Source organism: Alteromonas sp. KUL42 (assembly GCF_006538325.1).
Taxonomy (GTDB): Bacteria; Pseudomonadota; Gammaproteobacteria; order Enterobacterales; family Alteromonadaceae; genus Alteromonas.
Genome location: NZ_BJKK01000005.1, coordinates 1 through 14,461 on the forward strand (window position 1 = coordinate 1; position 14,461 = coordinate 14,461).

Annotated in this window: 13 protein-coding genes and 1 pseudogene; 5 read left to right on the forward strand and 9 right to left on the reverse strand. The window is 39.2% G+C overall.

Annotated features, from left to right (window positions below):
* Nucleotides 1-3,417, reverse strand: a 3,417-nt coding sequence (locus EYR97_RS08770) for an Ig-like domain-containing protein (RefSeq protein ID WP_131093469.1), incomplete at its 3' end; no start/stop codon positions are given.
* A 43-nt stretch (nt 3,418-3,460) separates the two neighbouring features.
* On the opposite strand from EYR97_RS08770, the gene EYR97_RS08775 reads away from it, so the two are divergent.
* The 5 genes from EYR97_RS08775 (at nt 3,461) to EYR97_RS08795 (ending at nt 8,673) form a co-directional block, all read left to right on the forward strand.
* Complete coding sequence (locus EYR97_RS08775; protein WP_131093470.1) at nt 3,461-4,612, forward strand: hypothetical protein; 1,152 nt, start codon at nt 3,461-3,463, stop codon at nt 4,610-4,612.
* Nucleotides 4,613-4,721: 109 nt separating this feature from the next.
* Entirely contained in the window at nt 4,722-5,210 is a 489-nt protein-coding gene (locus EYR97_RS08780; protein WP_131093471.1) for a hypothetical protein, read from the forward strand.
* A 65-nt stretch (nt 5,211-5,275) separates the two neighbouring features.
* Nucleotides 5,276-6,919: a tail fiber domain-containing protein gene (locus EYR97_RS08785; protein WP_131093472.1), complete on the forward strand. Its 1,644-nt coding sequence runs from the start codon at nt 5,276-5,278 to the stop codon at nt 6,917-6,919.
* 96 nt (nt 6,920-7,015) lie between these two features.
* Nucleotides 7,016-7,756 carry a bifunctional 2-polyprenyl-6-hydroxyphenol methylase/3-demethylubiquinol 3-O-methyltransferase UbiG gene (locus EYR97_RS08790; protein WP_131093473.1) on the forward strand — a complete coding sequence of 247 codons (741 nt, stop codon included), beginning with the start codon at nt 7,016-7,018 and terminating at the stop codon, nt 7,754-7,756.
* Between the two features lie 95 nt (nt 7,757-7,851).
* Nucleotides 7,852-8,673 carry a bifunctional 2-polyprenyl-6-hydroxyphenol methylase/3-demethylubiquinol 3-O-methyltransferase UbiG gene (locus EYR97_RS08795; RefSeq protein ID WP_131093474.1) on the forward strand — a complete coding sequence of 274 codons (822 nt, stop codon included), beginning with the start codon at nt 7,852-7,854 and terminating at the stop codon, nt 8,671-8,673.
* Here the strand turns inward: EYR97_RS08795 and EYR97_RS08800 are convergent.
* From EYR97_RS08800 to EYR97_RS08835, 8 genes and pseudogenes are all read right to left on the reverse strand, one after another.
* On the reverse strand, nt 8,611-9,624 hold the full coding sequence (locus tag EYR97_RS08800; RefSeq protein ID WP_131093475.1) for a lysylphosphatidylglycerol synthase transmembrane domain-containing protein: 1,014 nt from the start codon (nt 9,622-9,624) through the stop codon (nt 8,611-8,613). The genes EYR97_RS08795 and EYR97_RS08800 overlap by 63 nt on opposite strands.
* Nucleotides 9,569-10,075, reverse strand: a complete 507-nt coding sequence (locus tag EYR97_RS08805) for a hypothetical protein (protein ID WP_131093476.1) — start codon at nt 10,073-10,075, stop codon at nt 9,569-9,571. The genes EYR97_RS08800 and EYR97_RS08805 overlap by 56 nt, the downstream gene beginning before the upstream one ends.
* Nucleotides 10,065-10,430: a hypothetical protein gene (locus EYR97_RS08810; RefSeq protein ID WP_131093477.1), complete on the reverse strand. Its 366-nt coding sequence runs from the start codon at nt 10,428-10,430 to the stop codon at nt 10,065-10,067. Before EYR97_RS08810 ends, EYR97_RS08805 begins: the two co-directional genes overlap by 11 nt.
* Nucleotide 10,431: 1 nt before the next feature.
* Nucleotides 10,432-11,334 (reverse strand): hypothetical protein, encoded by a 903-nt coding sequence (locus EYR97_RS08815; protein WP_131093478.1) that lies wholly within the window; start codon nt 11,332-11,334, stop codon nt 10,432-10,434.
* Nucleotides 11,335-11,337: 3 nt separating this feature from the next.
* Nucleotides 11,338-12,006, reverse strand: coding sequence for an acetyltransferase (locus EYR97_RS08820; protein WP_131093479.1), 669 nt, complete (start codon nt 12,004-12,006; stop codon nt 11,338-11,340).
* Complete coding sequence (locus EYR97_RS08825; protein ID WP_131093480.1) at nt 11,996-12,820, reverse strand: phytanoyl-CoA dioxygenase family protein; 825 nt, start codon at nt 12,818-12,820, stop codon at nt 11,996-11,998. Before EYR97_RS08825 ends, EYR97_RS08820 begins: the two co-directional genes overlap by 11 nt.
* Nucleotides 12,807-13,772, reverse strand: a complete 966-nt coding sequence (locus EYR97_RS08830) for a glycosyltransferase family 2 protein (RefSeq protein ID WP_131093481.1) — start codon at nt 13,770-13,772, stop codon at nt 12,807-12,809. The genes EYR97_RS08825 and EYR97_RS08830 overlap by 14 nt, the downstream gene beginning before the upstream one ends.
* Nucleotides 13,744-14,459: pseudogene (locus tag EYR97_RS08835) on the reverse strand (WbqC family protein). Before EYR97_RS08835 ends, EYR97_RS08830 begins: the two are co-directional and overlap by 29 nt.
* Nucleotides 14,460-14,461: the final 2 nt, after the last annotated feature.

Below are 14,461 nucleotides of genomic sequence, written 5' to 3' on the forward strand. Positions count from 1 at the left end.
ATCTATTGTAACGGCACCTTCGCCATTAGGCGTAATGGTAGCCGTATAAACTGATGTGCTAGTGGCAGATAAGACACCCACGCCTGCGTTCGTTGCCAAAATATCTCCGGCAACAAAACCCGTTACCGGCTCACTAAACGTAAACGTAGCGGTAAAAGCTGCATTAGTATCCGTTGTTGGACCTGAAATAACTACCGTTGGCGCTACTGTGTCATATGTTACGCTGTGCTGACTTGCAGCAACATTTGTGTTACCAACACTATCAGAAGCCACACCAGCTGCGACATCTACGGTTACAGAGCCCTGTGAGCTAGGCGAAATCAAAGCCGTATAAACCGTGCTAGACATTGCGGAAAACTCAGTCACAACGGCATTATTCGCAGTTATTCCCCCCAAAGTGAAGCCCGTTACCGGCTCACTGAAAGTAAAGGTAGCCGTAAAGGGCGTTTTAATTGTCGCAGCTACAGAGTCAGTTATTACAACTGTTGGTTTTGTGTTATCAACAACGAATGTACCCGAGGGACCTGCCGCGGCAGCCGAACCGCCCGAGTTATGCCTTGCCGTATTAGAAGCGACAGATATACCTAATGTTCCATCTCCGGTAACATCAGACAACGTTATTGTGCGCGTATTGGTACCTGAACCAGATACACCGACTGTCGCATTAGCGGTCCCCGTCTTATTGAGTGATATTGCTGACTCACCAAGTGTGATTTGATCGGCATCAGTGTAGGTCAATGTATAAGTAATTGGGCCAGTGTTGGTTGAAGAAGCACTTGCAGCTCCAATAGAGACTGTGGGGATAGTCCAAATAGGTGTAGAACTGTAGGTAAAAGTTAACGACTGTGCAGCAGGGTTAGTAACCGTATTGTCAATAGCATCGTTTGCTACACCTGCATTGATACTTATAACTACATTGCCATCTGAAGAGGGGTTGATATTCGCGGTATAATCACTACCAGAGCCTGAAAAATCTACAGCAGTACCATTTGTCACCCCAATATCAGAAACCTCAAAACCTGTAACGTCTCGACTAAAATTGATACTAATTGGTATAGAGGAAGCACTTGTCGTTGAGGCTTCGGCACTTGTTATGGAAACGGTTAACAACTCAACAGTCAATGAACTGGAAGCCGCATCTATGGCTATGTTGTTACCACCTACTGCTGCACTTAAGGCTGAGGTAACACTTACATAGCTTCCTTCTGATGCCCCCGCAGGAACACTTAACTCAACATCAAAAGTACAAGTTGAACCACCAGCTAATGAACCACCAGAAAACTCAAAATTTGATGTACCACTAACCATACTTCCACATGGTGAAGCAGGAAGACTGGTAATTTGCATCGAAGACAAAACATTCGAAAAATTATGGGTAAAATATAAACCCGACGCTGCGTCCGCACCGGACGCGTTCACTATTGAGTACCTTGATATTATTGTGCTATCAGGTAGCGTTACCGAAGGAACAAACTCCTGTGAAAATGTTAAACCTGTGATCAATAGGTTCGCAGAAACACTGCTGCCTGTTAAAGATAACGGATTAAGATCTGCAGAAAGATCTGAAACGGTCAGGGTTTTGCTACCGACCAATGAGTTGTCATTTGGAACAGAAACCGAAACTGTAAATTGACATGTATCACCTGGCTGCAATGTTATACCGGATACCAACATATTAGTTGTACCCGAAAGAGACGAACCGAAACCGCACATATCAGTCTGCCCCCCGCTTGAGACAGCCATTCCCGAAGCTACCGCTCCTAAGTTTAACGAGAAACTTCCATTGGTAACATCTCCGATAGAGCTCGCACTATGGGTTAAAGAAAACTGAATATCATAAGAACCACCTGGTGCAATAGAAGCCTCAGATAATACCATTGAAAGTGATGGCGCAGCTTCAACGTGAATTGATGAACTAACTGGTCGAATGGGTATACCACTCCCATTTACACTGCCTGAGCCAGTGCTCGTAGTAAACGAATAATCCCCTGTAGCAGCAGTGACTGGAGTCGATATAACAACATCAAAACTACAATTGTCACCTGCCGCTAGGCTGGCGTTACTAACTGAAAATATAGAGGTTGAATCATTACTAGTAGTTTGAACAAAGGAAGAACCAGACCCACAGCTATTCGCTGCTGGTAATGTTTGAATAGATGCCGATGGCAAGATTTGAGCTATATCCATCGTAAAGGACAGCGCTGTAGCGGCATTGGCAGAGTCGATATTAGTAAGGGTAAATGTAGAAGTGTAGGTGTCACCCGCTGCGACGTTTGAAACACTGTTGCTTATCGTTAGCGTTGGTGCTGCAAACACCCTGAGTGTGGTAGACACCGCATTAATAGTTGTTGCAGACCCTCGGGTTAAATTGATTGTACTTGTATTATGCGTATATGCACCTGGCGCTGCATTAGCGGGCACGAGAACGGTAACGGAAAAGTTACACGTTGCCTCGGACGCTAAACTAATATTTGAAAAAGAGAGTGTTGATGTGCCGGATACGGTTGAACCTGCACCACAAAACCCCGTAGAAGGCAGTGAAGTAGCAGATAACCCCGATAAAGTAGCATTCAAATCACTTGTAAAGTTCAAGTCGGTAATGTCGTTACCACGATCAGTATTTCGAATTTCGAAGTCGAGTGTTACCGATGAGCCTGGAGACGCGAATGAAGAAAACACCATTGACACTTCTTGTAACACAACATTGAGAATTACAGGTGGCACGGTTGGTATTGTTATCGGGGAAAAGTTACCCGATTCGTAATAAAGACCTGTAGTCGATGATAACGAGAACCCTCCAGCACTTGTGGCTTTTATATCAATACTAGCGGTACAAGACGCGCCAGCGTTAACTGTACCACCAGCTAAGGAAATACTTGTATCTCCTCCATTGAAAGTTCCAGTCATACTTGTGCAGGTCGTTATAAAATTTGGCGCATCTGCTAAAACCACACCTGTAGGAAATGTTTCTGATAAGTTCATGGATATTACATTAACGCCCATAGCACTGGCATCAAAAGTATAAGTAAGCGTTGTAACTTCATTGGGTTGAATGGTAGATACAGACAACCCGGCAGTTGCCTGTAACCCAGTATTTTGAACCGTTAAACTAGCACTAGCAGCCGCAACATTTCCGGCAGATGTAGATAAGTTAGAGCTCGTTAAGGTGTAAGAGCCTACAGAGCTACTTGTCACATCAACTTGAACAACACAGCTTTGCCCCGCACCGATTCTCGCGTCAGAAAAACTCAAACTACTGCCACTTGCTGTAGCGTTGTATATTGCAGATACACATGTTGTAGATGCATTGGATGGTGAGGCAATTACTAGGTTAGCGGGGAAGTTTGCCGTGAAAGCGACACCTGACACCCCAGACGCATTCGCCGAATTGTCGATAGTAAAAGTTGCTGTAGACACGCCATTTATCTGAACAGTCGATGGGGAAAAGCTAAGAGAGAATGTGGGTGTAGATGATGCAGCAAACCCAAAAGGACTTATAAAAACCCCAGTGAGAAAAAGTAAAAAAACACAACCTGAAACGGCCGCTCCCCTTTATTTTTTTGTGAAAACATTTGCTTACTTTCCCTATCTGGACCAATTACAGAATATAGAAAATACTGGAGTACATTGCTACGTTTTTGATATATTTTTTGTAAATTACTTCTTTAGATTGCGCCTAATGTTCAAAAAAACCATTTTCTTTGTGTTTATTGCACTTCTAGCACTGAATTCATATGCTGAAAATATTGAAATAGAGGGGGAAAATTTCAATGTGTCGATTGCAAATCCACTTTCTCTAAAAGTCACAAGTTCGAATGTGGCATGGGCGCTTCAAAGTAAATTTGCAAAGCTTACGTTTAATGAATTCGAAGTTTCACAAAAAGCTAAATTCAATGCTTTAATAAAAGACGTAGAATCTGCCTCGAACATAATTATTCAAGATAAATTTAATACAGTTATTGCTGATAAGTCGTTAGTTATCGATCACAGTTTAATTGCCAATACGGTATTTGTTAGATTTCATAAAATAATCGGAAATAACAACAACTCAGCAGTGCTCAGTTTTACAATTCCACTTGAACACGCTGATAAGTTAAAAATCGAAATAGATGAAATGCTCAGTAATATTTCATGGAGACCAGCGGAAGTAATTGTCCTCAAGCAATCACCCAAAATTCAACTCCCTTTCCCCGGCGGTTACAAGCTAACAAAGAAATATGCAAACTCTGTTGTACTAGTTACAACACCCGAAAATGTATCACTACCTCACGGGAGTGTTGTTATTAGCTTGCTGCCAAAAGTAAACACTAGTGAATCACTTGAGGATTTAACGACTCGGCTGCTAAACGATGCCAAAACTATAGACAAAATAAAAATTATGAAAGTATTCGAGGCAAACTCAAAACATGGGCCAATGGTTATGGCAAGAGCTACAGCCCGCTACGAACAAACTCAGATTGAAGTGGATATTAGTCATTCAGCTTTTAAACTAGGTCAAGAAGTACTTTTTATACAAGTGAGTGCCCCCCGAAATACTGAGAGCTTTCTAAAACTAGAACATGTATCAACGCTACTTATAGACACATTGGAATTTCATTCCGACCAGAATTAAAGACCAAAAACAAAAAAATCACTTCAATGTGTGAAATTTTCACAAAAATAGTTTAATTTATAGCAATGCTATAGTGTTTTTGCTTACGAAATCGGTCAAGGGGCCGCTTATGAAAAAATTAGTTTCGCTTCCTATCGGGCTACTTCTTATTACTAGTCAAGCTACCTCTCAAGAGCTATTTGAGTTGGAAAAAGGACAACCAACAGCAATCAGACCAGCTATTGAAGCTTCCACATCTTCATCTAAAATATCGTTTCGCGTTGCTGGCAAAACTAACGGCGGGAGCATAACGATAAGTGGCCCAAACGGCTATCACAGTGAACAAAAGTTTATGGGTTCATCTGACACTGTAAGTTTGTATGATTCCAAAAGCATGGCCGCGGTTGACAATAAACTTCCGCCGGGCAGATATAATTATCGTATTGCGACACAAGTAGGCCCCTTCAAGCTGATTAAAGATACGATGGATAACGGAAGAGGCGATAAAAATTATACTTACGCTGGCACACCTGTCGTACATACAGGCAGCTTCATCGTAAAAGGTGGTTCTATACAAGAGTTTGAGCAAACTGAAGAAGCTAACTCGTTTACTTGGTAGACTCATTAACCTATATAAAAGCGCATTGTCCACATTTTCTCTGTGCCATGTTGAGTGAAACACTAATGAATTATATTACAAAACAAAAAAAGCCAAGAATACGGAAAACCTTCATCAGCCGTCTCGCTATGTATACTGCTATCTGCTTTACAGGCGCAGCGCAACAAGTAAACGCTGACTTTGTTCATGGAGATGACGTCATAGTACAAGGGAGTATATGTGTGGGGCTTGATTGTGTTAACGGTGAAAGCTTCAATTTCGATACAATAAGGCTTAAAGAAAATAACGTTCGCATTAAGTTTCAAGATACAAGCTCCAGTGCAAGCTTCCCTTCAAACGATTGGCAACTAAGCGCTAACGATTCTTCAAATGGTGGCGAAAACTATTTTGCAATAGAAGATATCGATAGCAATAAGAAACCATTTAAAGTATCAGCTGGCGCTCCAGATAATAGCATTTATGTCAAAAGTAATGGCTACATAGGGTTTAATACAAATACTCCAGCCGTTACATTACAGGTTACTAATGGTAACTCGCCTACCCTTCGTTTAGAACAAGATGGCACAAGTGGTTTTGCTGCTCAGTCATGGGACGTGGGCGGCAATGAAACAAATTTCTTTGTAAGAGATGTCAATAATGCTAGCCAACTTCCATTTCGTATTCGGGTCGGAGCTCCAAATGGTTCAATTTTTGTTGATGTCGATGGCGATATAGGTCTTGGCACAACCACCCCAGACGGCTTATTTGATTTGGCTCACCCAGCTGACGTAAATAATCATGCAGTTTTAGTAGATAGCTTTGGGAATTTCGGTATTAATATCGATAATGGCTTTATACCTAGATCTTTATTCGATATACAAACAAGCAATGGAAGCTCGCAATTTATGGTACAAGCTGATGGTAAAGTGGGCATCGGTATGGGCACAGCTGATACCCCCACTGGACAGTTAGAAGTTAAATCATCAAGTACATCACTATTTTCAGTTCTAGCGGACGGAAAAGTTGGTATAGGCTCTGCCACCCCGTTAAATTTGTTCGAGGTTAAATCGTCTAACACTGAGCGCCTATCTATAGCTTCAGATGGTAAAACAAAAATAACAAGTGATTATTTAGATGGTGATACCTCAAGCTGTGGCGGCGCGAATGGAACATTCAACCTCGCGTGCGGTCGTTTTACACCAATGTTGCAAATTGAAGAAACCAATGCAGCGACCCAAGGTAGAATGATGTTCCTAATCAAAGCCAATCAACCTTCATGGTTTGGTGCTGAAGACACGACACAAAACAAGGTTTGGTATGCAACCAATGCTTCTAACGGTTATGTTTTCGTATTGTTTGACAAAAACTCTAATGAAATCGTAGAACGAATGACCATTGAAAATGGTGGGAACATTAGAGCTAACGGTGGTTCATTTATCAATGGTTCGAGCAAATTCATTAAAGAGAATTTTGCTAAAGTTGACTCTCAAGGTGTTCTAGATAAATTAGCGCAGCTGGAAATAACATCATGGAAATACAAATCCGAAGCAGATAGCGTTAGCCATATCGGTCCAATGTCTCAAGATTTTTACGCATTGTTTAATGTTGGCGAGAATGACGAAGGCATCAGTAGTGTCGATGCCAATGGAGTCTCAATGGCTGCGATTAAGGCGCTTTACGAAAGAGTTAAAGTGCTAGAGGCTAAATTAGCTGACTACGAATCAAATTAGTATCGTCGTATAACGAAGCCACAACAAATATTTGTTGTGGCTTTTGCCCACCTCACACTCACTTATATCCTGTACTTTAAGAAAAATATCCGAAACGTGAAATACGTAAAGCTCTTGCCTCCAGGTTCAATGTGTAATCACAGAGCATTCCTAGATATCATCACAAAAGTAATTCCAACTGCCAAGACCTTCATTGACATCGGTTGTGGTGGCGGAGACTTATCTCGAGAACTACTTATGATGCCTTTAGATGGTGTGGGTATTGACTTTTCTCCTCTCGCCATCGAAATAACTAAAAGAAAACTACATACTGAAATTGAAGAAAACAGATATCAGGCATATATCAAAGACATCGTCACAGAAGATATTACACTTTGTAATTTTGATGTCGGTGTATGTAATATGGTAATGGAGCATGTTCTTGATGACGTTGCTTTTACTAAAGAGTGTATAAAGTTCATAAAACCAGGAGGTTATTTTTTATTCGCTGTTCCTGCCAAAATGAGCCTATGGAGCAAAGAGGACGAATCCGTTGGCCACTTACGTCGATATGAGCGAAATACCCTAAAACAAACACTATCAGATGGAGGCCTTCAGAATGTACAAATATACTCCGTTGCTGTGCCTATATCTAATATTCTTTTTGGGCTAAACAAATGGGTTGTAAAACGTTTCGAGAAAAAAGCGGAAAGAAGCAGGCTATCCCAAAAAGAGCAAACACAATACAGTGGAATATCAGACATTCCGTGGAAAACTGCCTTTCCCCGCTGGGTAAAAATATTTATAAATAGATATACAATGCATCCACGTTTTTATGTTGCAACGAGTGTTCTATAAGACTGATTACGGACATATTCTGATAGGCTTTGGTCAGGTCTCTGAATCACAGGTAAGAAGTGAGTGAGTAGCCATATATGAATAAAGCGTTCTGAATGTCTTCCCTTATTTCTCAAGTTAGAGAGCTAGAGTTCTCAAAAGCAGATACATGGATTGCAGAGGCTGAATTTGGTTTTGGATTTACTTCCGAGGAAGTGAATAGACTCAATGCAAATTCCAATGTCCTTGAAATTGGATGCGGTAGCGGACTTTTACTTTCTTTATTGGCAGAAAAATACCCACACACAAGCTTCGAGGGTATTGAACCATTTGGAGATGGTTTTAATTCTTTAGGGGATTTAAATACATTTGTGAAAAAATCTGGCGTCAATATAAAAAACATACGCTATGAAGATTTCAAGCCTGGTCACAAATACGATTTCATATTTTGCATAAATGTTTTCGAACATTTAGAGGACTGGAGGCATATGCTTTCGTGGAGTGCAAAACAACTCAAACCTAAGGGTAAACTCTTAGTCTTATGTCCAAACTACTCGTTCCCGTACGAGTCACACTTTAAACTCCCAATTTTAATCAATAAAACAATTACCCGAAAAGTATTTCAGAATTATATCCGTAAATTTGAATACGAAAATGACACTGAGAAGCTATGGGATTCCATTAACTTTGTGAAAAAGAAAGAGGTTAAGAGTTTTATAATGCAGAGCACTTCTGCAAACAAACTATCATTGTTCGACGACACTAGCGTTATAGATGACATAATTGATCGAATTCTTTTTGATGAAACCTTTAGAAAACGTCAACAATTTGTTGGCCTAACTGCACTGCTTTTGAAACGCTTAGGTATGTTGAGATTAATAAAGAAATTCCCAAATCTTTTGCCTTACATGAAGTTGATTTTCATTAAAAATCAATAACTTAAAAAAAACGACTCCACTTTTATTTTGGGAAGTTTTCCTCTTCTCGTCAACCAATGTCCATATATAAGCACCGATAAGTGAAACTTGAACTACTGTAGCTCTATTCATTAATGCAATTACAATAGCAATCCCTTCAGACACATCAAACATTACAAATAGCGCGACTAATGCTCCCTCCACAACCCCTAACCCGCCCACAGTAAATGGGATAAGTGCTGCAAATTGAAATATAAGTAGTAATTGGGCTAGCTCCAAAAAAGAAATGTCGACGTAAAGCATTTGACACAGTGCGTAAAACTTCAATAGCTGTATAGAAAAAACTGCTACATTAACAAGAATAAGCTGTAGAAACTGCCTATATCCCTGCAAAACACCCTGTAAAAAAAGCCATTTGGAACTCATAACCATACATGAAAAGATAAAAGCACTTATGAGTACGCAGCCCATTTGTAACAGAGTTGGTGGTAAGTCTAATCTTAAAGATATAACCAGCGGGTCGTAAGATAATGCAATTAATCCTATTAAAGTTGTAAAAAGCATGCCGCTAAATCTATCTATAAAAACCCATTTACTAGCTAGAACTAACGAATAGCCATTGCTTCTCAAGTAAAAGGTTTTGTAAGCATCTGCTCCTACGCCAGAAGGCAGAAAATTACTAGCAAATGTAGCTTTGAATTGTAGACGAACACTCTCACTAATAGATAAGTTACCTCGTTTGAACAAGCAGGTTTGGCGAATAGCCATTGCAATTACAAGAGCATTGGCCATTAAAAAGGAAAACGATAGCCAAGTTAAATCAACTGATTTGACGTTTTGAGCCACATCTCTAAGGTTAAATTGGCATATCAAAAATAGAAATAACCCCATTCCAACTAATAGTTTGAGCCAAAACTTAAGACTGCTGCGATTCGTCATTTCTTGAAAATAACTGATGATAGTACTCCACATCTAAGTTGTACCTCTCCCGAGCCATTGCAACATCTACTTGTCGAGAGTAACTCTGAATAGGCTTTGAGCGCTGTGAAAATCTATCAAACATTTTTCTTAGTTTCTTCACCAAACTTACAGGCAACCTACTTGCTAAGCCAATAAATGCCGGATGACGCATCAATGCAGTGAGTAGTCTAATATTCTTCCTATTACTTGCATTGATTAATTCCGAATTTACTGGGTTATTTTTAAAATGGGGAGATACACCTAAAAAACACTCTATCTTTATAAGGGCATTATTCGCATTGTCCTGAATCTCTTTATAATCCAGTAACAAGATCCGATCACCAAAATGCTCAATTAGACTTTTTATCCTTTTTTTTATATCTCCATTTTGATAATTAAAAGGAAAGTTCAAACCATCTTCGTTCAAAACATATTGACCAGAAATAAAATCTTCAAATGTCATTTCGTTTTTTATCAAAAGTCATAACCTGAGAATATAATGAATACAACCATTCACCAGGTTCTCTTACACAAAGAATAAACTTAGCTTGTTTATCTAATACCTTATCTATGTTTCCAATGACATCGATTGTCTTGTCAACAAACCCTATAGTTTCTGTATCAACAACAACTTGTGCACTTTCCACTTTTGAGAAGTGGTCAAAAAACCAATCTGGTGAATACCTATTGTAGTGCAAGCTAAAAAAGTTTGTTTTCCTTCTGTATGGCACATATATATCAGGGTGGCTGTCAAAGTGGTGATATAAAAAAGTAGTAGCCGCTCTAGGCATACCTAACAACAAAGCAATAGGCATCATTTCACACGTCCTGTATAGCTAACCCAATGCCTGATAAACCATAACGATTACCGTTGTACAGCATGTAGCGGCGCCCTTTGTGATCAAAAACACATGGATACTCAATGGTCTCACTATCCCAACCGCTGCTGGAAACACTTATACCAACTTGGTTATCCAAACGATTAAAATCAACTTCTGATGGTGATTCGGCATAACCTATGCGGTAAGCATCTCCTCGATATGAATACCACATTTTGTATTTACCATCTTCTCGGACAACACAGGGCTTTGATATGGCATACTCGGAATCAGATTGAAAAGGTACAGAGATTTCACCACTTGGGTTCCAATTGACACCATCAGTTGAACTGGCATATTTAATTAAATGTGCCATTTCCTCTTGACTCTCGCCCCAACTCAGATTCGAACCGTACCACATGTGCCAGATGTCTGATGTCTTTATTACCCACGGATAGGAGATAGAAAAAGGGTCATGGTAATTTCGGTCAAGTACTGGGCTTAACTGCACCCTCTCAAAGTGTATTCCGTCTTTGCTCTTTGCAAGGCCTATGCTGTTTCTCCAAGGAACGGTTACTCCGAGGTTCCACCCTAAGTAATACAGCCATAGTGTATCGTCTACTTGCAATATACACGATACTGAAACACCGGAATCATCAAAGCACCCTATCCTTCCAGGCGTCAGAATTGGTTGCTTATGTACATAATCAATACTGAAGTTTTCTCCATCAAGCTGCATATCGAAAAAGCTAATGCTCGCACGATTATCAATATCTCGACCACTGTAGAAAACTCTGAACTTATTTCCCTTCAAATACAAAATGACAGGATTCGCAGCATGAGTTATCAGCTGAGGGTGAATATTGTCAGTAACAAATAACCTGCCGAGCTTTTTCCATTTCATGTTCTAGATACCATCAAGTTCAAAACTTTTTTTGTCTAGGGGCTTTGCGGGGGCACCGACATATACTCCATATGCGGCAGTAGACTTGGTCAACAAAGCTCCAGCAGCGATAATATTATATTCCTCAACACATATGTGATCACGCAAGGTAGCATTCACCCCAATAAAACTATTCCGTTTTATATGACAGCCTCCCGATACTACAACGTGAGAACTTATAAATGCATTGTCTTCGATAATGCTATGGTGACCTATATGATTCCCGCTCCAAAGCGTGACGTTATTTCCAATACTTACGTAAGGTTGTATATTGTTGCTTTCTAAAATCAAACAATTCTCACCGCACTTAAAACCCGGCCAAGTGATCGCTTTAGAACTTACATAACTAGTTAGGGAATATCCCTTTTGCTTTGCTGATTTGCATATCCCTTCTCTTAACTTATTCGTGTCGGAATAACCAACAGCTACAAAGAAATCATATTCTTCAGGAGGGTAACGATGTTCAACATCGTCAAAATTCACAACTGGCTTACCATTCATTTTTTGTTTATTTTTATACTCTGAATGCACAGTGTAAGCCGATACTTCATATAACGAATCAAACTCAAAAAGATAGCCTGCAATTTCTGCCTGCTCTGCAATACCGAATATAACGAGCTTTTTACTTTTCATTTTTTTGTTTTCTAAATATTCGACGTTCGCGAAACTCACTCTCATCCATCGCGATTGGAAATGTTTGACCCAATAATTGCCTATCGTACTCGTCTAGAATAAACTCACTAGGTACGACAATATCATGTTGATATTGAGGCCTGATAAAAGGTTTGCATAACTGGCTATTCAAGCCTTTTCGGGTATTTTTCGAGCGATTTAAACCTGCTCTGTGATATATCATTGAGTCAAACACTAATACATCTCCAGCCTGTGCGTTAATAGCTATTTTGTGTTTTTCAATAAATTTATCTGAGGGTAATTGGGATAATTTATGGCTATACGGCAATAACTCTGTTGCCCCCGTTTTTTCATCGAACTGATCAAGAACTAGTAGCATATTAATTGCTAAAGGTTCACTACTTATAAAATTTTGGTAGGGTATGTCACGATGCCATGAGGATTGATGATGTCTAATACCTCCTTTACTTATTACGGCATTTTGTAACATTAAAATATGCGCTGTTCCTAACAACTCTTCTGTTATACTTTTCAGTCTTTTATGCCTGAGAATACCTAAAAAGATACTATCAAAGCGCGTCAAGCATCTTACTTGATCGACTTCATCTATATCTTCTAACACATCTCTACCAAAAAGCTTTTCTTGTTGCTGATATATATCTTCTAGCAAGTTACCAACTTTAGAAACAAAAGATTGGTCAAATACTTTAACAACTTTGCTCCACCCATTTATCCTAACCTCTTCTGCAACAGCCTCAGCCTCGCTATTCACATGGTTGTAACTAAAGTTTCCATAACTTTCAGTACTCATCATTTGGCTCTCGTCTTTTTATGACTTCTCGAATATTGACATAGGGCCTTTGCTTAACCTCAATAAAAATTTTAGAAAGGTAAATACCAATAGTCCCCACGCTCATTATTAATAAACCGCCGAGTAGCCATATTGAAACAATCAACGACGTCCATCCAGCTAAGCCTATGCCATGAAATATATATTCAAATAAGATATAGAAGATAGTAATGATAGAAACTGTTGTTATGAGTAGGCCCGAAACAAAGATAATCCAAAGAGGTTTTGAACTAGCTGATGTAATTGTATTAACGAGTATTTGAAACTTTTTTCCGATAGTGTAACTAGTCTGTTGTTTGTGTCCCTTATGAACAGCAATTGCTTTACTTCTAAATCCACACAATGCAATCAGGGTTGAAAAGTTGAGTTCTCTCTCTTCATATCTACATAACTCCTTAACAAACCTTCTTGTCATTAGCCTAACTGTAAGAAAATTCTCTGGAATAGGGATATCAACTAAAGAGTTGACTGTTCTATAAAACAAAGTGCCGGATACTCGCTCAAAAAAACCGCCTTTTCGCTTTTTTTGGATTCCATAGACCATGTCAAGATCAGAGTTTTCATCCAGAGAATTAGAAAATTGTAGTAGTAACTCTGGCGACTCTTCTAAATCACTATCAATTAAGAAAATTCGCTCACCTTTGCAATACGCTAACCCAACCATCATGGCTTTGTGGTGGCCAAAGTTTCGACTTAAATCTATAACTGTGACTCTCGGATCATAGTCTGCTATTACTTTGGCTTTTTCTAGTGAATCATCAGTAGCGCCGTCATTAACCAATATGATCTCAAAAGACTCAGTTAGCTTACTACAACAAGCAACTAATCTAGAATAGAACTCGTCTATATGATTAGAAGATTGATATAGAGTTGAGACTACTGACAATTTAGGGTTTGAATCTATTTCTTCTAACATATTCAATACTTTTAGGGCCACAGTTAAAAATCAAATCAAGAATAGTCACTCCGTGTTCAAAATTCCCATGAAGTTGCCTATATTTGGGGTAGCCATCATATTCCATCCATTCTACACCTATACCTTTTTCTTCAAACAGCTTCGGGTCAAGGTAACTTTTAGCAGCTGGGCCAGACAAATAACAACTAGCATTCGTATCACAACATAATTGTAATAACCTCTCGGTTCGACCATCGACCAATTCAAACTCATTTGAACTAGATATTTTTGTTTTATTTCTAGAAGCTGGCAAATTCGCAATATAAACAATTTATTTATATCACTGAGATACATTAAGTCTGAGGCTTCTTCATAGCACTTTTTAAAAAATGGAGCATATATACTAAAAAACTCTGTAGTACTATAAGTGCTGACTAATATCTGCCAATGACGCCTCGCCCAATCTTGACTGACAACCTTAGTTTCACGAATGGTTTGATGATACTTACCTTTAACTTCAACCGAAATGGTTAACCACTTTAATCCGTTGTTAGATTTAATTTTGTTTCGATTACGCCAATCCCGTCGAGTGTACTGAACATCATCGTAAAGAATAAATTCATCACAATAGTCTATGAGGTTAAAGTAACCTTTCCACGGAATATAATTTGATTGTAATATCCCAACTTTTTTCCCTTTATTTAACATGC